Genomic DNA, 21,813 nt, shown 5'->3' with positions numbered 1-21,813 from the left:
GCGATTCAATGCTTCAGGCGCAGAAACAGGGATTCCCGATCGAGATTTTCCGAATCCGCGCCGGTGCGCGCGCGATATTCGTAGGTGCCCGCGGTCAGGCCGCGGGCCGAGACCACGACGCGATGGGGAATGCCGATCAGTTCGATGTCGGCGAACATCGAGCCCGGGCGCAAACCGCGGTCATCGAGCACCGTTTCGAAACCGGCCGCCTGCAGCTCGCGATAGAGCGCGTCCGCCGCCTCGGCCACGTGGGCCTCGTTCTTCGGATTGATCACGCACACCGCCACCTGCCACGGCGCCATCGCGGTCGGCCAGACGATGCCGGCCGCGTCGTGATTCTGTTCGATCGCCGCGGCGACGATGCGCGAGACGCCGATGCCGTAGCAGCCCATGAAGGGCACGACCGCCTTGCCGGCGGCGTCGAGCACCTTGAAGTCCATCGCTTCGGCATATTTCTGGCCGAGCTGGAACACGTGGCCGACCTCGATGCCGCGGACGAGTTTCAGTTCGCCGCCGTCCTCGGCGCGGTCGCCGGCGACCACGTCGCGGATGTCGGCGACGACGTCCGGCTCAGGCAGGTCGCGGCCCCAGTTGACGCCGGCCAGGTGATACCCCGCGGCATTCGCGCCGAATACGATGTCGGCCATCGCCGCGACCTCGCGATCGGCGACGACGCGGATCGTCGACGCCGGCGACACCGGCCCGAGAAACCCGGGCTCGCTGCCGAGGAACTGCGCAATTTCCGCTTCGGTCGCCATGCGGTAATCGGTGAGTCCGTCCACTTTCCCCAGCTTGATCGGGTTGACCGCGTGATCACCGCGGACCAGGGCGAGCACGAAGGCGTCACCCGCCATCAGCGCGACCGACTTGGCGGTGCGCGCGAGCGGAATCTCCAGCAGCGCAGCGACGTCTTCGCAGGTCTTCTGCGTGGGGGTGTCGACACGGCGCATCGTCTCGGTCGCCGCGGCGCGCGGGGCGGGCGCGGCCGCACGTGCGGTCTCGACGTTCGCGGCATAATCCGATGCGGTGGAGAACGCGATCGCGTCCTCGCCCGAATCGGCCAGCACATGAAACTCCTGCGAGGCGTCGCCGCCGATCGCGCCGGAGTCGGCTTGCACCGCGCGGAAATCCAGGCCCAAGCGGGTGAAGATGCGCGTGTAGGCCGCATGCATGGCCTGATAGGAGCCGGCCATCGACGCGGCATCGATGTCGAAGGAATAGGCATCCTTCATCAGGAATTCGCGCGAGCGCATGACCCCGAAGCGCGGACGGATCTCGTCGCGGAACTTGGTCTGGATCTGGTAGAAATTCACCGGCAGTTGCTTGTAGCTGGCGAGTTCGGCCCGCGCGAAATCGGTGATGACTTCCTCGTGGGTCGGGCCGTAGCAGTACCAGGCGTCCTTGCGGTCCTTGAGTTTCAGCAACTGGCCGCCGAATTTCTCCCAGCGCCCGGTTTCCTCCCACAGCTCGCGCGGCTGCACCGACGGCATCAGCAGCTCGATCGCGCCGGCGGCGTCCATCTCCTCGCGCACGATGCCCTCGACCTTGCGCAGCACGCGCAGGCCCAGTGGCGACCAGGTGTAGATGCCGGCGGCGAGCTTGCGCAGCATGCCGGCCTTGAGCATCAGCTTGTGGCTGACGACCTCGGCATCGGCGGGGGTTTCCTTTTCGGTGCGGAGATGGAACTGCGACAGGCGCATCGGCGGCATCTGCTCGGGACTGGGCCGCGCATTGTGCCACGCAGCAGATGCGGGGCCGGGCCGTAGCCGGTGGCCGTCGCGGGCATAGATGCATGCGCCATGGCTGCATCCACGTGCGGCGGACGCGAGGGGTGCCGGCTGTTTTTCAGGCCGGTGCTGATACAGCGTCACCGCGCTGGCCGACAGGCGCCGGCGGCATGTCGAGCGCGATGCGACAGCGCCGGTCGTCGTGGCGCAGACGCGCGGCTGCCGTCAGAGCGACTGCGAGCGCCCGAACGCGGGAATCACGCGAGGCGGGTCAATCCCCGCCGGACAGCCGATGCCGGCGCAGGCTCAGCGGCAATACGCACGCACGGCCGCCTGCGCCAGCTCGAGCTGGCTGCTGCGGCCCTGGGCGTCGAGTTCGCGCGGCGTGCCGTCAGCGCCGAGCTGCTGCACGGGCGCATCGCCCTCGAGGGCGGCGATGTTCGCGCGTGCAACCTCGCACTGGCTGGTGTCGGTGGACGAAGCCGCGGCTGCGGTGGCCGCGGTCGGCGTCGCGACCGGAGCCGCCGTCGCGGTCGGGGCATCGTTGCGGATGCCGCGGACCTCGAAGCGCGTGCCCGGCGGCGGCGGTGTCTGCGAGTAGTGGGTCACGCCGTTGGCGTCCTTCCAGCTGTAGACCTCGTTGGCGGCGAGCGGCGACGCGGCGGTGACGGCCAGCAGCGCAAGAAGGACGACGGAGTCGATGCGGCGCATGGCGGTGTCCGGGCAAGGGCGGGCAGGAGCCGCGATTGCAGCATTCCAGCGCCGGCGGCGCAAGCTCGGGTCCCGCGGCACGCGCGCGGCGCTACACTCGCAGGCATGAGCGAACCCGATCCCATGCCGCGCCGAGGGCGCGGTATCTACCTGCTGCCCAACCTGTTCACCACCGGTGGTCTTTTCGCCGGCTTCTTCGCGATCATCGCCGCGTCGCAGGGGCGGTTCACCGCCGCGTGCATCGCGATCTTCGTGGCCGGCATCCTCGACGGCATCGACGGCCGTGTGGCGCGACTGACGAATACGCAAAGCGAATTCGGTGTCCAGTACGACTCGCTGGCCGATCTGATCAGCTTCGGCATGGCGCCAGCGCTGGTGATGTATCACTGGTCGCTGATGGGCATGCGCATCGACGGCCCGACGCTGGGCAAGATCGGCTGGCTCGGGGCGTTTCTCTATGCGGCTTGCGCGGCGCTGCGCCTGGCGCGGTTCAACAGCCAGGTGGCCACGGTCGACAAGCGGTATTTCGTCGGCCTCGCCAGCCCGGCGGCGGCCGGGCTGATGGCGAGCTTCGTCTGGACCTGCCACGAGCTCGGCCTGAATGGTCACGACCTCCGGTTCGCGGCGCTGGCGGTGACCATCGTTGCCGCGCTGCTGATGGTCAGCCGGCTGCGCTACACCAGCTTCAAGGGCAGCGGCACCGGGCCACGCTCGGACCGCGTGCCGTTCGTGGCGCTGGTCATCGCGGTGGGCATCCTGATCGCGCTGTGGGTGGATCCGCCGAAGACCCTGCTCGCGACGGCGTTGATCTACGCGCTGTCCGGCCCGGCGCTGTGGCTGATGCGCCGACGCCCCGGGGCGACGGAGCCCGCGCCGTGAGTTGGGACGGGGTGCAGATCGCGGCGCTCGAGGCCCTGGGCCACGTGCGCTACCGGGTCGAGGTGCCGGGGCAGACGCTGCCCGAGGACGCATTGCTCGATGCGCTTCTGCGTGCGTCCGGCCGCCGGCGCGATGCCGCCGATGCGTACGAGCTCTATCGCAGCTTCGGAACCCTGGACGCGTTGCGCCGGGCCGATGCCAAGCGTGCGCTGTGGCCGCGCCTGCGGCGCCTGCGCGCGCGCTGAGCGATGCGACAGCGCGCTTACCGGCCCGGCCTCGACACCGTTGCGGTCGCGCTGCGCCCGATGCGCGGTAGCGACCTCGATGCGGTGATGGCGATCGAGCGGCGTGCGTATCCGTTTCCATGGACCCAGGGCATCTTCGACGACTGCCTGCGTGCGGGCTATCCGGCCTGGGTGCTGCACGGCACCGACGGCCTGCTCGGCTACGGCGTACTGAGCATCGCCGCCGGCGAGGCGCATGTGCTCAACGTGTGCGTGGACCCGGCGCGCCAGGGCCAGGGCCTGGGGCGGCATCTGTTCCGCGCGCTGATCGACGAGGCGATCCGCCACGGCGCGGCGCGCGTGTTTCTCGAAGTGCGCCCGTCGAATCCGGCCGCGATCGCGCTGTACCACGACGAAGGGTTCAACGAGATCGGCCGTCGGCCGCGCTACTACCCGGCGCACGACGGGCGCGAGGACGCGATCGTCATGGCGCGCGAGCTCGCGATGCCCGACTGGAGCTGACGCGCCGCGGCGGCACGTCCACACCCGGGCGCCTAGACTGTCGCGCTCCCCACCGCACGACGGACCCGGCATGAGCGACGCCCGTAACGACACCGAGAAGCGCATCGCGCTGCTGATCGACGCCGACAACGCGCCGGCTGCCAAGATCGATGTGATCCTGGCCGAGATCGCGCGTCACGGCGTCGCCAACGTGCGCCGCGCCTACGGCAACTGGAAGAGCCAGCACCTCTCGGGTTGGGAGAAGGTGCTGCACGAATACGCGATCCGGCCGATCCAGCAGTTCGCCTACAGCACCGGCAAGAACGCGTCCGACATGGCCATGGTCATCGACGCGATGGACCTGATGTACGCGCGCAACCTCGACGGGTTCGCGATCGTGTCCAGCGATGCGGATTTCACTCCGCTGGTGATGCGGCTGCGCAACGACGGCTACGGCGTGTACGGGTTCGGCCAGGAGAAGACGCCGGCGCCCTTCGTCAAAGCGTGCTCGACGTTCCTCTATCTGGAAAAGCTGCGCGCGCTCGGCGAGAGCGACACCGGTGGCGCGGTGAAGCCGAGGACCAGCAGCGAACTGCAGGGCGACCGCGAGCTGCTGCAGCTGTTGCGCAATGCGGTCGCGGCCGAGGCCGACGACGACGGCTGGACCCATCTGGGCTCGGTCGGCACCCATGTGCGCAACCAGGGCTCGTTCGACGCGCGCAACTACGGCTACCGCAACCTCAGCGCACTGATCGAGGCCACCGGTCTGTTCGAGGTGCGACGCGACGGCCAGGCCGTGGAGATCCGCGAGGCGCCGAAGGCAGCGCCCCGCGCGACGCGTTCGCGCAGCCGCCGCACTCGCGCCGCGCCCTGACGGCCGCACGCTGGGCGCGTTTTGCGGATCCCCAATCCCGAATCCCCAATCCCGGCCTTCAGTACAGATCCACCGGATCGATATCCAGCGACCAGCGCGCGCGACGCGCTTCGGGCAGCGCATGGATCGCCGGCAGCGCGGCATCGAGCACGCCGTGCAGCCACGCGCGCTGGTCGGCGGCCAGGATCAGCTGCGCGCGATAGGTGCCCGCGCGCCGTGGCATCGGCGCGGCCACCGGACCGTCGAGCTGCAATCGCGCCGGCTGGCCGGCCGCCGGCGCGGATGCCGCGTGCAGCACCCGCCGCGCCGCATGCAGGAAGGCCATCGGCGGATCGGCATGCGGCGATTCCGCGCGCAGCAGGGCCATCGGCGTGAACGGCGGAAATCCTGCGGCGTGGCGCTGTTCCAGCTCGCCGGCGGCGAAGGCGTGGTAACCGCCGTGGATCAGCGTCTGCAGCAGCGGATGCTCCGGGTGGTGGGTCTGCAGCAGCACCTGGCCCGGGCGGTCGGCACGTCCGGCGCGGCCCGCCACCTGGATCAGCAATTGCGCGAGTTTCTCGCCGGCGCGGAAATCGGCCGAAAACAGGCCCTCGTCGACACCGACCACGCAGACCAGGGTGAGGTTGGGCAGGTCGTGGCCCTTGGCCAGCATCTGGGTGCCGATGAGGATGCCCGGGCGCGCACCGAGCTCGGCGAACAGCCGTTCCAGCGCGTCGCGACGTCGCGTGCTGCCACGGTCGATGCGCAGCACCGGCACGTCGCCGAAGCGCGCGGCGAGCAATTCCTCGATGCGCTCGGTGCCCACGCCCTGCGGCTGCAGGCCGAGGCTCGCGCAGTCGGGGCAGGCCGGCGGGGCGCTGGCGCGGTGGCCGCAGTGGTGGCACTGCAGGCGGCGGCCGCCGGCGTGCACGGTCATCGGGTGGCCGCGCTCGGGCGTGCTGCAGCGCGGGCAGTGCGCGCTCCAGCCGCAGTCGTGGCACAGCAGCACTGGCGCATAGCCGCGGCGGTTGCGGAACACCAGCACCTGGCCGCCGTGCGCCAGGGCGCCCTGGATCGCGGTCAGCAGTTCGGGTGACAGGCCGGCGTCGAGCGGACGCTTGCGCACGTCGACCACACGCACGGCCGGCGGCTTGGCATTGCCGGCGCGTCGGGACAGACGCAGATGGACATGGCGCCCGGCGATCGCGTTCTGCAGCGATTCCAGCGACGGCGTCGCGCTGCCCAGCAACACCGGCACGTCGAGCGCCTTGCCGCGCACCAGGGCGAAGTCGCGCGCGTGGTAACGGATGCCGTCCTGCTGCTTGTAGCTGCCGTCGTGTTCCTCGTCGACGACGATCAGGCCGGCCTGCGGCAGAGGCAGGAACACCGCCGAGCGGGTGCCCACGACGACCCGGGCCTCGCCGCGCAACGCAGCGGCCCAGACCCGCGCGCGCTCGCCGTCGGCCAGGCCCGAGTGCAGGGCGTGCACCGGTACGCCCAGCCGCGCGCGGAAGCGGGCCAGCGTCTGCGGGGTGAGGCCGATTTCCGGCACCAGCACCAGCGCCTGCCGGCCCTGTGCCAGACAGTGCGCGATCGCCTGCAGGTAGACCTCGGTCTTGCCGCTGCCGGTGACGCCGTCGAGCAGCAGCGAGGCGAAGCCGGCCTGCGCGGTGACCGCATCGATGGCGGTTTGCTGTTCGGCGTTGGGCACCGGGCCGGTCTGGGGAACGGGCGCCAGCTGCGAGGCCGGCACCGCGATCCGTTCGACCAGTCCGCGCCCGGCCAGCGTGCGCGCGGCGGTGCGCCAGCCGTCGAGCAGCAGGTCGAGGGCGTCCTCGTCGCGGGGCGCGGTCTGCAGCAGGTCGGCGAGTCGCCGCGGCCGGCCGCCGGCCTTCAGCGTCGCGACCGCCCCGGCGCCGCTCGCGGTGAGCCGCCAGGCCCAGGCATGGGTGTCGGGCAGCGGCTCGCCGCGTCGCAGCGCGGCCGGCAGTGCGGTCGCCAGCACTTCACCGAGCGGCGCGTGGGTATAGCGCGCCAGCCAGCGCAGCGAGCGGTCGAGCTCGCCGTGCAGCAAGGGGGTGGCGTCCAGCCATTCCGAGGCCGCGCGCAGCGCCGGCCCGTCCGGGGCCGCAGGCCCGACCGAGGCGACCACGCCGACCAGCTGCCGCGGTCCGAACGGCACCCGGATGCGGCGACCGACATCGCCGGCGCAGGGCGCCGCGGCGCCGGGCGGACCGAGGTAGTCGAACAGCTGCGGTAACGGAACCGGCAGGGCGACCTGGAGGACGGGAGGGGCGGGGGCGGGGGGGATCACCGGCGCAGTCTAGCGGGCCGTCCGCCGCCGCAGACCTCGAAACGGAGTTTGCGGGCGGAACCTCCCTTGACTTGCACATAACGTCTGCAAGTCACCGGAATCACTGGGATTCCGGCTTATCCACACAAGCTGTGGATAAGCCTGTGCATGAACCGGCCCAAGGCGGTTTTTGTACAGTGTTCAGCGCCTGGTCGGGTCGGTTGGACAAAAAAGTGCCAATCCGGTTTTAACTATTAGGATCAATGGCTTGGCCGTGAAACATTGTTGTCATGCAGCATCGGGGCGCCGTTACTTTCAGCGAAATGACAGCAACGTGAACCCTGTGAACAACATGCACGGCCTGCCGTGGCCGTGGAACGTCGGACGAGGCACTTGTCAAGGCCGGGAGCCCCGGGGCGGGGCCGCTATGATTCCCCGTCCTTCCTACCGGTGGCACGCGCATTTCCTCCCAGACCGTCCCGTCCGGCGCCTCGTCCGCGGCCGCTGCATTCCTGCGCGGCGTCGAACGGCGGGCCGCCGTGTTCGCCCAGTGGCAGAGCGGCGATATCGAGACCGGAGACGCCGCGCTGGCACGGGCGATGGCGGGCTTCATCGAACTGGCGCCGAAGGCGGCGTTCGCCGAATGGCCGCGGCGGTTCTGGGGCCTGCTGCTCGCCGTCCCGGGTCTGCGCGCGCCGCATGCGCTGGGGACGGGTGGGGACGGCCTGCCGGCACTGGCGGCACTCGCGGGTGGACCCCGGGTCACGGTGCTGCTGCGCCTGGTCGCCGGCCTGGCCGAGCACGAGGCGGCCGCGGTGCTCGGCGTCTCCCGTGCGACCTACCGGCTGGGCCTGCAGCGCGCACTGCCGCATCTGGCCGACGGCGCGCCCGATGCCGAGGCCTGGCGCGCCCTGTCGGCATCGATCCAGGCAGAGATCCGCGCACTGCCGCCGGATCGGCTGGCCCGCCTGGCGGGTCTGCGCGAAGCCGCGCTGCGCGGCGAGATCCTGCCCTTGCGCCGCTTTCCGCTGGCGGCGCCCGTCATCGCCGAGGCCCGGGCCGCGACGGCGCCCCGCCGCCATGCGCCCTGGATGTGGCCCGCCGCGGCCGCGGTGCTGGTGGCCACGCTGGCCGCGCTCGCCTGGACCTGGGTGGGCGGCGGCTACGGCGGCGTCGACGACGACGAACACATCCGCATCGAAGCGCTGCCCGACGCCGAGGCCCCGGCCGCGCGCTACGACGATGCGCTGGGCCTGTTGACCGAGCCCGACTTCGAACTGCTGGTGGCACCCGAGGACGGGGCCGCCTGGCGTGCGGATCCCGCGTTCTATGCCTGGCTGGCCGCCCAGCTGGAACTGCCGCAGGACAACACCGAAGACGTCCATCTCGAAACCCGAAGCGATGCGCCTGACGATGCGCCGGAGACCAGCGATGCGGACCTCTGAGCGGCGTTGCCGCGTCGTCGGCGTCGCACTGATGCTGCTGGCGGGCGCGGCGTCCGCGCTGCCGGCGGGCGTGCCCTGGGCCACCCTGCCGGCGGCCGATCGTGAGCGCCTGACCGCACGCGACGCACGGTTGCAGGCGATGTCGCCCGCCGAGCGCGATGCGCTGGCGGCACGTGTCGCCGCGTGGCGTGCGCTGCCGGCCGGGGCGCGAACCCGACAGCGCGCGGCCTTCGAGGCCGTGGACGCGATGCCGCACGCCGAGCGCGTCCGTCTGCAGCAGGCCGCCGCGCACTTCGCCACGTTGCCCGACGACGCGCGTCAGGCCTTGCGCCTGCAGTTCGACCAGCTCGATCTCGGACTGCAGCGCGGCTGGCTGCTCGGCCCGACGCTCGGCGCCGAATGGCCGGGTCTGCATGCGCTGTTCGCAGCGATGCCGGCCGAACAGCACGCACCTGCAATGCTCGCGCTGCGGGCGGCCTCGGCGCAGGCGCGCACGGACCTGGCGGTGCTCGCCCAGCGCACCCCGCCGCACGAACGTGATGCGCTGCGCGCCGAGTGGCTCGCCGTGCCGGCCGACGCGCGCGACGCGTGGCTGCGCACACGCGTGGACCCGTGAGGCGGGTCGCCCGTTGCCACATCCGGCCGCGGCCCTGGGCTGCCGCCGTGCCGGCCGTCCGCGTCCACGGATGATCTGCCGCGCGCGGGCCCGGCGCGTCAGCGCGTCGCTGCGTGCCCCGGGTGGATCGCCGCGACGCGCTGCGCCGCCGCAGTCCGGACGCGCCTAGAGCGCATACAACGCGTAGCCGGCCATCGGAATCGCGACGCTGAGGAACAGCGCGAAGTACAGCTGCCCGATCACCGCGAACTTCAGCAGCGTCCAGCCCCAGGACTGGCCGTAGACACGCTTCTGCATCAGCAGCAGATACACCGGCATCGCCCACAGCAGCAGGCTGCGCACCCAGCCCAGGGGCTGCACCGCCCACGCCGCATGCGGCGCCAGCCAGTGCGCGGCCAGCGTGCAGGTGAAGGCGAGCAGCAGGCCGAGCATCAGTGCGGCGTGGCTGTAGAGGCCGACGACGACGTGCTCCAGATACAGGCGGCGCTGGAACAGGTAGAGCAGTTTCAGCAGCACCGCGAACAACGGCACCAGGATGAACAACGCGGTCGGTGCGACGCCGAGCACGGCGCGGGCGTAGGCACCCGGATCGTCGCGCAGGCGCTCGAGGTTGCGTTCGATGCGCTCACCGACCGGACCGCCGACGACGGGCGCATCGCGACGTCGCGCAGGCGTCGTGTCGCCGGTGGGCGGCGATGCGGCACGGGGTGGCGTCGCGGCCGGGTCGGACGCGTCGTCCGCGGCGGCGGACACGTCAGGCTCCGCGGCGGCCGGCAACGCGGACATGCGCGCCTGCGCACGTTGCCGGACCTCGGTTTCCGCGGCATCCAGACGCGGCGAGACGCCCGGGAGCGCGCCGGTGATGCGACGGGCTTCGGCGATGTCGGCCAGCGCGGCATCGCGGACCGCGACCACGTCGGCCACCGTCTGCGCCTGGGCGAGGCCCTCGGACGTGTCTGTGGTCTGGACGACGCCATCGGGATCGAAGCCGAGCATCGCGTCCTGGACGACGAACTTCGCGACGAAGAACGTCAGCAGGGTCAGGATCACGAACAGTCGCATCGGCGCCACGTAGCGCACGCGGTGGCCGGCGAGATAACGGTTGGCGATGCGGCCCGGCACGAACAGGTCGCGCAGCGTGCGGAAGATGCGGCCGTCCAGATGCCAGAACGACTCGAACACTTCCTCGACCGCATGGCCGACGTGGCGGACCGGGCTGTGGGTCGACTGGCCGCAGGCATGGCAGTACTCGCCCTGCAGCGGCGTTGCGCAGTTCTCGCACGCGGTCGGCGCGGCGTGCACGCCGCCAGCGGGCAGGGGCGGCGGGCCGCCCTGCGGAACAGGATGGGACATGGCGTCTCTCGGTTGAGGTAGAGCGATGCGCGGCGCTCCCCGGCGCGCATCGCAGGCGCGGGCTAACATACCGGCCCTTCGCGCCCCGGCGCCAGCGCACGCATCGGGTCGTTCGCGCGGCCGCAGTCGCAGGCGTCGTCATGTCCAGCCCCGTTTCCGTTCCGCGCTTCGGCCACGAAGTGCGCAGAACCGCCGTCCTGTCCGCGCCACTGGTGCTCGGCCATCTCGCCACCGGCCTGATCGGCTTCGTCGACAGCGTGATCGCCGGCCGCCACGGCACCACCACGCTGGCGGCGGTGGCGGTGGGCACGGCGATCTTCTGGCTGCCGATGATGGTGCCGATGGGCACGCTGATGGCGGTGCCGCCCTCGGTCTCGCAGCTCGACGGCAGCGGACGGCAGGCCGAGGTCGGGCCGCTGTTCCGCCAGGCGCTGTGGCTGGCCGCCGGCCTCGGCCTGGCGCTGTTCGGCTTGCTGACGCTGCTGACGGCGGCGCTGGGCCCGTTCGGCATCGCCCCGGAAATCGTGCCCGGCGCCACCGCGTTCCTGCACGGCATCCGCTGGGGCGTGCCGGCGCTGACGCTGTATTTCTGCATGCGCTATCTCAGCGACGGCCTGCACTGGACGCTGCCGACGATGGTGTTCGGCTTCGGCGGGCTGCTGGTGCTGGTGCCGATGGGTTATGCGTTCGCGTTCGGCTGGGGTCCGCTGCCCGAACACGGCGCCGGCGGTCTCGGACTCGCCTCGGCGTTGATGATGTGGATGCAGGCGCTCGCGTTCGCGGTCTACCTGGCGCGCTCGCGGCGCTTCCTGCCCTACGCGCTGTTCACCCGCTTCGATCGTCCGCAGTGGCCGGCGATCCGGTCGCTGCTGCGCACCGGACTGCCGATCGGGGTGACGGTGACGATGGAGGGCAGCCTGTTCGTGGTCACCGCGCTGCTGATCGGCCGGCTGGGCGAGGTGGAAGCGGCGGCGCACCAGATCGCGATCAACGTCGCGGCGCTGTGCTTCATGGTGCCGTTCGGCCTGGCGGAGGCGACGACGGTGCGGGTGGGCCACGCGCTCGGACGCGGCCTGGGCAGCGAGGGCGTGCGCCGCGCCGGTTTCGCCGGGCTGGTGCTCGTGCTCGGCACGCAGACCCTGTCCGGCATCGCACTGCTGCTGGGTCACGACCACGTGGTGCGCATCTACACCCAGGACGCGGCGGTCGCCGCCCTGGCCGGCACCCTGTTGCTGTACGCGGCGGCGTTCCAGTTTCCCGACGGCATCCAGGCGCTGTCGGCCGGCGCGCTGCGCGGCCTGAAGGACACCCGCGTGCCGATGTATCTGGCGGCGATGGCGTACTGGGGCGTGGGCATGAGCCTCGGCGCCGGCCTGGGGCTCGGCCTGGGCTGGGGGCCGCAGGGCATGTGGCTGGGCCTGATCGCCGGGCTGACCGTGGCCGCGGTGCTGCTGGGCGGACGGTTCCTGCGCAGCAGCCGCCGGGTGACGGTGCCGCTGCTCACCGCGGCAGGTGACGCCCCGCGGACCTGAAGCGCGCGCCGGCCCGCGTCGCGCAGTGACCTCCGGCGCATGCATTCGCCCGGGCCGGCGGGTTAGGCTGCCGGCGTCGCCGGACCCGGGTGACGGCGGCGGGCGTGGTCCTGTCGCGATCCCTGTTCTTCTTTTTCTGTTGGAGTCGTATCGAGCATGAGCACTGTGCCGCCGCCACGCGCGCCGTTGACGCGCGTCTTCATCGGCCTCTGGGACGGGATGAATTTCATCCGCCGGCTGACCCTCAACCTGCTGTTCTTCGGGTTTCTGCTGCTGATCGCCCTGGTGGTGCTGGTGGCGATGTTCGGTCGGGGCTCGCGTCCGGCACCGTTGCTCGAGCGCACCACGCTGGTGGTCGCGCCGGAAGGCGCGCTGGTGGAGCAGTACCGCACTGATCCCTTCATGCGTGCGCTGGCCGAGAGCGGCGGCGGCAGCGTGGGCGAGGTGCAGCTGCGTGACGTGCTGCGCGCGCTGGAAGCGGCGAAGAACGACGCGCGCATCGAACGCGTGCTGCTGCGCACCGACCGCATGACGTTCTCGGGCTATGCGTCGATGCGTGAAGTCGCCGAGTCGATCAGTGAAGTGCGCGCGGCCGGCAAGCAGGTGGTCGCATTCGGTGAGTACTTCGGCCAGCAGCAGTACCTGCTCGCCGCGCAGGCCGACGAGGTCTACCTCGATCCCGAGGGCGGCATGATGCTCGAAGGCCTCAGCGGCTACCGCCAGTACTACCGCGAGGCGCTGGAGGACAAGCTCGGCGTCGACATGCACCTGTTCAAGGTCGGCGAGTACAAGTCGGCCGCCGAGCCCTACATCCTCGACGGCGCGTCGCCGGAGTCGAAGGAAGCCGACCTGTACTGGATGAACGACATCTGGCAGCGGCACATCGCCGACATCGCGAAGGTGCGCGGCACCACGCCCGAAGCACTCAACGCCGGCGTCGCCACGCTGCCACAGGGTATCGCCGCGGCGCAGGGCGATCTGGCGCAGTACGCGCTGTCGCAGAAGTTCGTCGATGGCCTCAAGACCCGTGAAGAGGTGGAGCAGCTGCTGGTCGAGCGCGGCGTCGCCGACGAGGATGCCGACGGCGGGTTCCGCCAGGTGTCGATGCGCGATTTTCTCGCGCACGTGTCGCCGGCCGGCCCGGCGGCGGACCGTCGCGACCAGGTCGCGGTGGTCGTCGCCGAGGGCGGCATCACCGGCGGCGAGCAGCCGCCGGGCACGATCGGTGGCGAGTCGACGTCGGCCCTGCTGCGCGAAGCGCGCGAGGACGAGCACGTGAAGTCGGTCGTGCTGCGCGTGGATTCCGGCGGCGGCGAGGTGTTCGCCTCCGAACAGATCCGCCGCGAAGTCGATGCGCTCAAGGCCGCCGGCAAGCCGGTGGTGGTGTCGATGGGGGATGTCGCCGCGTCAGGCGGCTACTGGATCAGCATGAACGCCGATCGCATCTATGCCGATGCCTCGACGATCACCGGCTCGATCGGCATCTTCGCGCTGGTGCCGACGTTCCCGCGCACGCTGGAGAAGATCGGCGTGCGCACCGACGGCGTCGGCACGACGCCGTTCGCTGGCGCGTTCGACCTGACCCGCGAACTGCAGCCCGAAGCAGGGCAGGCGATCCAGGCGATCATCGATCGCGGCTACCGCAACTTCATCGGCAAGGTCGGCGAGGCGCGCGGGCGCAGCGCCGACGAGGTCGACCAGGTCGCGCGTGGACGCGTCTGGAGCGGCACCCAGGCGCTGGAGCGGGGTCTGGTCGACGAACTGGGTGGCCTGCGCACCGCGATCGCCAAGGCCGCCGAGCTGGGCGGGCTGGACGCGGACCGCTTCCGCGTGCGCTATGTCGAGAAGGCGGCGACGCCGTTCGGTCGCCTGCTCAGCGGGTTCGTCGGCAGCCGCGCCGGCGGATTGCTGGTCGGCCACAGCGATCTCGCGCGCACGCTGCTGGCGCGCGCGGTGCCGCGCGCCGAGCAGGACCTGCGCCTGCTCGAGAGCGTGATGACGCCGCAGCCGGGTCGCCCGGTGAAGGCGGTCGCGTACTGCTTCTGCGAACTCTGAGTTCGCGCAGTCGTTGAATGCAGACGGCCCGCCATTGGCGGGCCGTTCGCGTTGTCGGGGTGTGCCCGCGACGCGGCGCGCGGCTCAGCGTTTGACGTCGAGGCGCCCGCTGTCGACCAGTGCGGTCACGTCGTCGACGCCGACCAGATTGAAGTCGCCGGGGACGCTGTGCTTGAGCCGCGCGGCCGCCAGGCCGAACGCCAGTGCGCGGCCGTCGTCCATGCCGGTCAGCACGCCGTGCAGCACGCCGGCGGTGAAGGCATCACCGCCGCCGATGCGGTCGACGATCCCGTCGACCGGCTGCGGCTCGATGCGGTGCACGTTGCCCTCGCGGTGGACCAGCACCGCGCCGAGCGTGTGCGCATCGACGCTGCGCACCTCGCGCTGGGTGCAGGCGATGCGCTGCAGATGCGGGAACGCGGCGAAGGCGCGTGCGGCCGCGGCGAGCGTGCGCTCGACCGACGCGGCCGCGGGCGCGGTGTCGGCACCGAGCACGAGGTCCACGTCGCGATGATCGATGAAGGCGATGTCGGCCTCGGCCAGCAATGCGTGCAGCAACGGGGCAGGGCGGTCGTTCCAGGTGGCCCAGAGCTTCGGCCGGAAGTTGCCGTCGAACGAGACCAGGACGCCAGCCGCGCGTGCTGCGCGGACCGCATCGGTCGCCGCTTCGGCGGTGTGCGGGCCGACCGCGGGCGTCACACCCGAGACGTGCAGGCAATCGATGCCGGCGAGCATCGACGGCCAGTCGTAGGCTGCGGCCGGCGCGACCGCGAACGCCGAGCCCGCACGGTCGTAGACCACGTCGCTGGGGCGCACACCGGCGCCGGCGGCGAAGAAGTAGAGCCCCATCCGCCCGGCGACCTGCCGCATCCGCGAGACGTCGACACCATGCCGGCGCAGTTCACCCAGCGCGGCGGCGCCGAGCGCATTGTCGGCGACCGTGCCGGCCAGCGCGCTGTCGTGGCCGAAGTGGGCCAGCGACACGGCGACATTGGCCTCGGCGCCGCCGACATGGACCTGCAGCTGGCGTGACTGCAACAGCAGTTCGCGGCCCGGGGCGCCGAGGCGCAGCAGGAGTTCGCCGAAACACAGAATGCGCTTGCCCATCGTCCCGTCGTCCTCGTCCAGTGCCCGGAAAAGCCGGGGTATTCAATATGTGTCGCGCCGCAGCATGCTTCTACGAAAATGTTCTGATAGCGTTTGGCCCGCGGTGTCATTCCGGACACCGGCGGCCACCTTAGCAAGCGCGCCCTCGCAGTCAAGACGCGCCACACAACACGCTCCGCACCCTGGGAGGGGACGAGATGACGCAGTTGCTCCGTAGGAAAAAGACACCGGTTACCGTCCTCGCCGCGAGCATCGCGGTGGCCCTCCAGTTCACCGCGCTGCCCGCGCTGGCGCAGACCGCCGACGGCCTGGCGCAGAACGACAGCGTCCCGGCAGGGCAGGCCTCCGAGCTGGATACCGTGCGCGTGGTGGGTTACCGCGCCAGCGTCGAGCGCGCGCTGGACATCAAGCGCGGCGAAGCCGGCGTGGTCGACGCGATCGTCGCCGAGGACATCGGCAAGTTCCCCGACCTCAACCTCGCCGAATCGCTGCAGCGCATTCCCGGCGTGGTCATCGCGCGCGACGCCGGTGAGGGCCGGCAGATCACAGTTCGCGGCCTCGGTCCCGACTTCACCCGCGTGCGCATCAACGGCATGGAGGCGTTGACGACCGTCGGTGCGTCCGACCAGAGCGGTGGTTCCAATCGCGGACGCGGCTTCGACTTCAACGTCTTCGCCTCCGACCTGTTCTCGCAGCTGATCGTGCGCAAGACCGCGTCGGCCGACGTCGAGGAAGGCTCGCTGGGCGCCACCGTCGACCTGCGCACCGCGCGCCCGTTCGACTACGACGGTCTGACGATCGTCGGCAGCGGCCAGGCGAGCTACAGCGACATGGCCGAGAAGGCCGATCCGCGTTTTGCTGGTCTGATCGCCAACACCTGGGCCGACGGAAAGTTCGGCGCGCTGCTGTCGGTGGCCTACAGCGAGCGTCAGGCGCTCGAGGAAGGCAGCGGCACGGGCCGCTGGGCGAACGGCCCGAGCAACGCAAATTTCAATGCGTCCTCGCCGTTCGCGGCGGCGCGCGGCGCAAATGTCTTCCACCCACGCTTCCCGCGTTACACGCTGATGGAGCACGATCAGAAGCGTACCGGCATTACAGCGTCGTTGCAGTTCAAGCCCAATGACCGCACCGAGTTCTCGCTCGACGGCCTGTACTCGAAGATCGACGCGGTCCGCGACGAGAAGTACATCGAGGCGATCTCCTTCAGCCGCGGCAATGCAGCCGTCAGCACCGCCTATCCGAACCCCGCCACCAATCCGCTGACCGGAAAGCCGCAGACGATCGTCCGCGATGGCGTCATCGATGGTAATGGCGCGCTTGTCTACGGTCTGTTCGACGGCGTCGATATCCGATCCGAAAACCGCCATGACGAGTGGAACACGGTCTTCAAGCAGCTGACGCTCGACGGCAAGTTCGATGTCAGTGACGATTTCACCCTGTCCGGAAAGATCGGCCGGTCGAGTTCCGTACACGAGAACCCGATCCAGACCACGATTATCATGGACAAGTACAACGTCAACAACTACAGCTACGACTATCGCGGAAACGCATACAAGCCCGTTCTGAACTACGGCATCGATCCGCTCGATCCGAACGGTTGGACGCTGGCCGAGATCCGTCTGCGCCCGCAGTACGTCGAGAACGAATTCGATACTGCCCAACTCGACTTCAACTGGTACATCAGCCCGGGCTTCCGCCTCAAGGGTGGCGTGCAGGCGAAGGACTACACGTTCGCCACCCGAGAGCTGCGTCGCGCTTCCGAGCTGGCAGTGCCGCGCTTCGCGGACGGATCGTTGATCGTGCCGGCCGATCTCACCAGCCAGGCGGCACTGAGCGGCATTGATGGCTCGCCGGGGCGCTGGGTGATTCCGAGCTATGACCGCGTTGCCGAGTACTTCGACATCTACAGCAACACCGGTACGTTCGCAGTGCTGGACCGTCCGGTGAACAATCGCAGTGTCGAGGAGCAGGATCGCGGCGTCTATCTGCAGGGTGAGTTCTCGACCGACCTCGGTTCGATCCCGTTCTCAGGCAACTTCGGCGTGCGCTACGTGCGTACCAAGCAAAGTTCGACGGGTACGGCCACGGTGACCGGCACGGCGGTCGCATCGACGGTCTCGCGCGAGTACAGCGACACCCTGCCGTCGATGAACCTGGTCGCGGAGATCGCACCGGACTTCCTGGTTCGCTTTGGCGCGGCTCGGGTCATGTCCCGTCCGACGCTCGGCTCGTTGACCCCGGGCGTCACCGTCGCCGTGAGCGGTGGCGCGCGTACGGTGAGTGGCGGTAATCCCACATTGGATCCAGTGCGTGCGGATACCGCGGATCTCGGCTTCGAGTGGTACTTCGACGAAGGCGCGATGCTCGGACTTGGCCTGTTCTACAAGGACCTGAAGACCACGATCCAGACATCGCGCGAAGTGCGCAGCTATGCATCGAGCGGCCTGCCGGCGAGCCTGCTCGAAGGGACAGGCGCAAGCATCAATGATGACTTCGCGTTCACCGTACCGCTCAACACGCCCGGCGGCCCCCTGAAGGGCTTCGAGGCGAACTACGTGCAGCCCTTCACGTTCCTGTCGGGCGTCTGGAGCGACTTCGGCATCCAGCTCAACTACACCTACGTGGATACCGAAATCCAGTATCTGACGCAGTCGGGTGCCAACTCCCTTAGGACCTCATTGCTCGGGTCTTCCAAGACGTCGTGGAACGCGACGCTGTTCTACGAAGGCCAGCGTTTCTCCGGCCGCGTCTCGGCGACCAATCGCGACGATTACCTGATCCAGGTGCCGGGCACGGAAGCGGGCTTCACCGAGGACGTGCACGGCCAGAACGGCACCACGATGCTCGACGCGTCGCTGCGGTACAAGATGAGCGAACAGATCGAGATCAGCCTGGAAGGCATCAACCTGACCAACCAGCCGTCGGAATCGTGGGTCGGTGCCAGTTCGCGCCTGCCGCTCGACTACAGCGAGACGGGTCGCCAGTACCTGCTGGGCCTGCGCTACAAGTTCTGATCCCGCCTCTCCCGGGATCGTGTGCAACGCCGGAGCGGGCAACCGCTCCGGCGTTTTTGCGTCTGGCCACAGCGCGCCGAAGAGCGCGGTCGCCCCACGATCGCCTACGCGCGCGGCACACCTCGCTCGCTTGCGCACGTGCGTCGCGATCCGCACACGACGAAACAGGCGGTTTCTGCTGCGCTGCAAGATGTCCCGACCGCACGTGACTGTTACGTTACGCGCCACTTTGACCATCGGTGTCATCCGATGGCCGCGCGGTCGGGGTGCTTGCAGCCCGCGCACATTCCGCAATGATCCAACCAGGAGGGGACGTCCCATGGATCGCAATCGCTCGAGCCGGAAGACACCGGTTACCTTGCTCGCCGCCGGCATCGCCATCGCGCTGACCCAGCCGGTCTTTGCACAGCAGCTGCCCGCGGACGACGCGCGCGTGGCCGACATGGCGACGGTCACCGTCACCGGCTACCGCGAGAGCCTGCAGAAGTCGCTCGACGAGAAGCGCTACAGCGTCGAGCAGGTGGATGCGATCTTCGCCGAGGACATCGGCAAGTTCCCGGACCAGAACCTGGCCGAATCGCTGCAGCGCATCGCCGGCATCTCGATCGATCGCGAAGGCGGCGAGGGCCAGCGCATCTCGGTGCGCGGCCTGGGCTCGGACTTCACCCGCGTGCGCCTCAATGGCCTCGAAGCGCTGGCGACCGCCGGCAGCGGCAGCGCCGGCGTCAACCGCTCGCGTGGCTTCGACTTCAACACCTTCGCCTCCGAGCTCTTCAGCCAGGTCAAGGTCAACAAGACCCAGTCGGCGCAGATGGACGAAGGCTCGCTGGGCTCGACGGTCGACCTGCGCGGCTCGCGCCCGTTCGACTTCGACGGCTTCCGCGCCTCGGCCAGCGGCCAGCTCGGCTACAACGAGCTCTCGCGCGAGAACGATCCGCGCGTGTCCGGCCTGATCAGCAACACCTGGGCCGACGGCCGCGTGGGTGCGCTGCTGTCGGCGTCTTACAGCCAGCGCACGATCTTCGAGGAAGGCTACAACCCGGTCCGCTGGGAGCACGGCAACCACCGCAATTCCAACCAGTCGACGGCGGCCAACAACGGCACCTACGGCTTCTGCTCGCCGCTGGGCTACAACCCGCAGACGCCGCGCAACCCGGTGGCCAGCGAACTCTCCAACCCGAACAACAACAACGGCTACGGGACCTGGGGCGTCAATGCGGCCAACTGCGGCACCGGCCTGCCGCGCCCCGCGGCGACGCCCGAAAACATTGCCGCCTACGAGACCGCGACCAACGCCTGGATTCCGCGCTACCCGCGCTACATCCGCACCCAACACGACATCGAACGGCTCGGCGTGACCGGCGCGTTCCAGTTCCGTATCAGCGACGACACGCTGCTGAGCTTCGATGCGATGTATTCCAAGCTCGACAAGGACCAGCGTGAGGATTCGCTGGGCGCCAACCTGCACCGCGCGGCGAATCTCGGCGGCAAGACCCAGATCGTCGTGCGCGAAGCCGAGGTGGACGATCGCAACCGCCTGCAGTACGGCGTGTTCGACAACGTCGACTTCCGCACCGAGTCGAGCCAGATCGAGGAATCGACCGAGTTCAAGCAGTTCAGCCTCCAGCTCGAGCATCGTTTCAACGATGCGGTGCGTCTGGATGCCACGATCGGCCGCTCGACGTCGGATTATTCGCGCCCGGTATTCTCGATGGTGAGCTTCGACAATTCGAACCTCGACGGGTTCGTGCTCGACCTGCGCGGCAATCCCGAGATGCCGAGCATGACCTTCCCCTTCGACACCAGCAGCGCCGATGCCTGGCAGTGGCTGGGGTACGGCACCGTGCCGGTCAACAGCAACGGGACCGCGCGCGGCGCGAACATCAGCGAAGTGCGCCTGAATCCGAACTACGTCAGCAACGCCTTCGATACCGCGAAGGTCGACCTCGCGTTCGACTTCAATCCGAGCCTCACCTTCCGCACCGGCCTGGCGTGGAAGGACTACGACATGAGCACCGAGGAATACCGGCACATCAGCTACGGCCGCCTGCCGCAGGCGCTGCCGGCCGGCGTGACCCTGGGCGACCTCAGCACCACGCTCGACGGCTTCGGCCGCAATCTGACCGGCAGCATGCCGGCCAGCTGGTTGATCCCGGACTTCGACCGGATCGCCGAGGCCCTGAACATCTACAGCAACGCCGACAATGGCGTGGCCGGTGGCGACTACCGCCTCGCCGGCATCGGTCACTTCGGGGCCTCGAACAACAATTTCGAGGTCAACGAACGCAGCCTGGCGACCTACGCGCAGTTCGATTTCAACACCGACCTGTTCGACCGCGCGCTGCGTGGCAACGTCGGTGCACGCCTGGTCAAGACCCAGATCTCGGCGTCCGGCTGGGCGCCGTGCCCCACCGGCGGCGAGGCGAACTGCACCCGCGTGTTCGGTGTCGCCAATGCGACCTCGGCCGCCGGTGACCGGTTCGTCGTCGGCACTACCGTCGACCACAGCTACACCGACGTGCTGCCGTCGTTGAACCTGTCCTGGGATGTCGCCGACAGCGTGGTGCTGCGGTTTGGCGCCGCCAAGACCATGGCGCGGCCGACGCTGGCCTACATGTCGCCGTCGGTCAGCGGCGGGCCGACCAACTTCTTCGACGACGGCCGCTTCTACTCGATCAACCTGGGCAACCCGAAGCTCGATCCGTTCCGCTCGACCAACTACGACCTCAGCGCCGAGTGGTACTTCAGCGAGGGCGGCCTGCTCTCGGCCGCGGTGTTCTACAAGGACATCGAGAGCTATGTGCAGCGCACCCGCCTGCTGACCACGTGGTCGGAGCTCGGCTATTCTCTCGACCTGCTGCCGCCCGGCTTCACCGCCGACACGGTGTTCAACGTGCAGAGCTACTACAACACGCCCGGTGGCCCGCTGAAGGGGTGGGAGCTGACCTACCAGCAGCCGTTCTCGTTCCTGCCGGGCTTCTGGCGCAACTTCGGTGTGCAGATGAACTACACGCACGTCGATTCCGAGATCGAATACCTGTTCAGCACCGCGGCCAGCAGCAACACGCGCGTGGTGACCACGGTGACCGAGAACCAGCTGGTCAACCTGTCACCGAACTCGTACAACGCCACGCTGTACTACGACGACGGCAGCTTCAGCGCCCGCGTGTCGACCAGCTACCGTGACGGCTATATCGGCGAGGTGCTGAGCCGCGAGAACGTGTTCGACCTCGACGGCAATCAGTTCGCCACCGCCGACGTCACCGGCAAGCACAGCGTGCGCAACGTCGACTTCAACATGTCGTACCGGATCAACAGCAAGCTAAGCCTGACGTTCGAGGCCATCAACCTGCTCGACACGCCGGACCGCCGTTACGTCGACTCGGACCTGATGCTGCCGGACCGCTACACCGTCACTGGACGCCAGTACTACGCCGGTGCGCGCTACCGTTTCTGAGGCCTCCCCACGTCGCCCGCGGCCGCCGCTCCGGCGGCGGTCGTGG

The 21,813-nt window shown here is 69.5% G+C and carries 15 protein-coding genes; 10 read left to right on the top strand and 5 right to left on the bottom strand.

The features are described from left to right. Positions 1 to 5 precede the first annotated feature (5 nt). Together ACF3M1_RS13860 and ACF3M1_RS13855 are read right to left on the bottom strand one after the other, a co-directional pair. A complete protein-coding gene (locus tag ACF3M1_RS13860) occupies positions 6 to 1,700 on the bottom strand; it encodes a proline--tRNA ligase (RefSeq protein WP_394005281.1) in 1,695 nt (564 codons plus the stop codon). Between the two features lie 333 nt (positions 1,701 to 2,033). Continuing rightward, complete coding sequence (locus ACF3M1_RS13855) at positions 2,034 to 2,438, bottom strand: DUF4124 domain-containing protein (protein ID WP_394001594.1); 405 nt, start codon at positions 2,436 to 2,438, stop codon at positions 2,034 to 2,036. 105 nt (positions 2,439 to 2,543) lie between these two features. On the opposite strand from ACF3M1_RS13855, the gene pssA reads away from it, so the two are divergent. From pssA to ACF3M1_RS13835, 4 genes are all read left to right on the top strand, one after another. Beyond that, a complete protein-coding gene (gene pssA / locus ACF3M1_RS13850) occupies positions 2,544 to 3,317 on the top strand; it encodes a CDP-diacylglycerol--serine O-phosphatidyltransferase (RefSeq protein ID WP_394001592.1) in 774 nt (257 codons plus the stop codon). Beyond that, complete coding sequence (locus ACF3M1_RS13845) at positions 3,314 to 3,562, top strand: hypothetical protein (protein ID WP_394001590.1); 249 nt, start codon at positions 3,314 to 3,316, stop codon at positions 3,560 to 3,562. The genes pssA and ACF3M1_RS13845 overlap by 4 nt, the downstream gene beginning before the upstream one ends. A 3-nt stretch (positions 3,563 to 3,565) precedes the next feature. After that, positions 3,566 to 4,063, top strand: coding sequence for a ribosomal protein S18-alanine N-acetyltransferase (gene rimI / locus ACF3M1_RS13840; RefSeq protein WP_394001588.1), 498 nt, complete (start codon positions 3,566 to 3,568; stop codon positions 4,061 to 4,063). A 70-nt stretch (positions 4,064 to 4,133) separates the two neighbouring features. After that, on the top strand, positions 4,134 to 4,916 hold the full coding sequence (locus ACF3M1_RS13835) for an NYN domain-containing protein (RefSeq protein ID WP_394001586.1): 783 nt from the start codon (positions 4,134 to 4,136) through the stop codon (positions 4,914 to 4,916). Between the two features lie 58 nt (positions 4,917 to 4,974). Here the strand turns inward: ACF3M1_RS13835 and ACF3M1_RS13830 are convergent, their stop codons facing one another. Further along, entirely contained in the window at positions 4,975 to 7,206 is a 2,232-nt protein-coding gene (locus ACF3M1_RS13830) for a primosomal protein N' (protein ID WP_394005280.1), read from the bottom strand. 521 nt (positions 7,207 to 7,727) lie between these two features. Here ACF3M1_RS13830 and ACF3M1_RS13825 point away from each other — a divergent pair. Both ACF3M1_RS13825 and ACF3M1_RS13820 read left to right on the top strand, forming a co-directional pair. Then, entirely contained in the window at positions 7,728 to 8,633 is a 906-nt protein-coding gene (locus ACF3M1_RS13825) for a hypothetical protein (protein ID WP_394001584.1), read from the top strand. Next, positions 8,620 to 9,249 carry a DUF3106 domain-containing protein gene (locus ACF3M1_RS13820; protein WP_394001582.1) on the top strand — a complete coding sequence of 210 codons (630 nt, stop codon included), beginning with the start codon at positions 8,620 to 8,622 and terminating at the stop codon, positions 9,247 to 9,249. The genes ACF3M1_RS13825 and ACF3M1_RS13820 overlap by 14 nt, the downstream gene beginning before the upstream one ends. 165 nt (positions 9,250 to 9,414) lie before the next feature. Here the strand turns inward: ACF3M1_RS13820 and ACF3M1_RS13815 are convergent, their stop codons facing one another. Then, complete coding sequence (locus ACF3M1_RS13815; protein ID WP_394001580.1) at positions 9,415 to 10,602, bottom strand: DUF3667 domain-containing protein; 1,188 nt, start codon at positions 10,600 to 10,602, stop codon at positions 9,415 to 9,417. A gap of 140 nt (positions 10,603 to 10,742) precedes the next feature. Between ACF3M1_RS13815 and ACF3M1_RS13810 the strand changes: the two genes are divergently transcribed. Both ACF3M1_RS13810 and sppA read left to right on the top strand, forming a co-directional pair. Beyond that, positions 10,743 to 12,134, top strand: coding sequence for an MATE family efflux transporter (locus ACF3M1_RS13810; protein WP_394001579.1), 1,392 nt, complete (start codon positions 10,743 to 10,745; stop codon positions 12,132 to 12,134). 156 nt (positions 12,135 to 12,290) lie between these two features. Next, complete coding sequence (sppA, locus tag ACF3M1_RS13805; RefSeq protein WP_394001577.1) at positions 12,291 to 14,189, top strand: signal peptide peptidase SppA; 1,899 nt, start codon at positions 12,291 to 12,293, stop codon at positions 14,187 to 14,189. Positions 14,190 to 14,273: 84 nt separating this feature from the next. Here the strand turns inward: sppA and ACF3M1_RS13800 are convergent, their stop codons facing one another. Then, on the bottom strand, positions 14,274 to 15,296 hold the full coding sequence (locus tag ACF3M1_RS13800; RefSeq protein WP_394001575.1) for a sugar kinase: 1,023 nt from the start codon (positions 15,294 to 15,296) through the stop codon (positions 14,274 to 14,276). Between the two features lie 197 nt (positions 15,297 to 15,493). Here ACF3M1_RS13800 and ACF3M1_RS13795 point away from each other — a divergent pair, with 197 nt between their 5' ends. Further along, positions 15,494 to 18,310 carry a TonB-dependent receptor gene (locus tag ACF3M1_RS13795; RefSeq protein ID WP_394001573.1) on the top strand — a complete coding sequence of 939 codons (2,817 nt, stop codon included), beginning with the start codon at positions 15,494 to 15,496 and terminating at the stop codon, positions 18,308 to 18,310. 319 nt (positions 18,311 to 18,629) lie between these two features. Continuing rightward, entirely contained in the window at positions 18,630 to 21,767 is a 3,138-nt protein-coding gene (locus tag ACF3M1_RS13790; protein ID WP_394001571.1) for a TonB-dependent receptor, read from the top strand. Positions 21,768 to 21,813 lie beyond the last annotated feature (46 nt).

This window comes from Luteimonas sp. WGS1318, assembly GCF_043187535.1.
In the GTDB taxonomy this organism is placed as follows: Bacteria; Pseudomonadota; Gammaproteobacteria; order Xanthomonadales; family Xanthomonadaceae; genus Luteimonas.
Note: the sequence above shows the minus strand (reverse complement) of the source record. Positions and strands in the feature narration are given on the sequence as shown.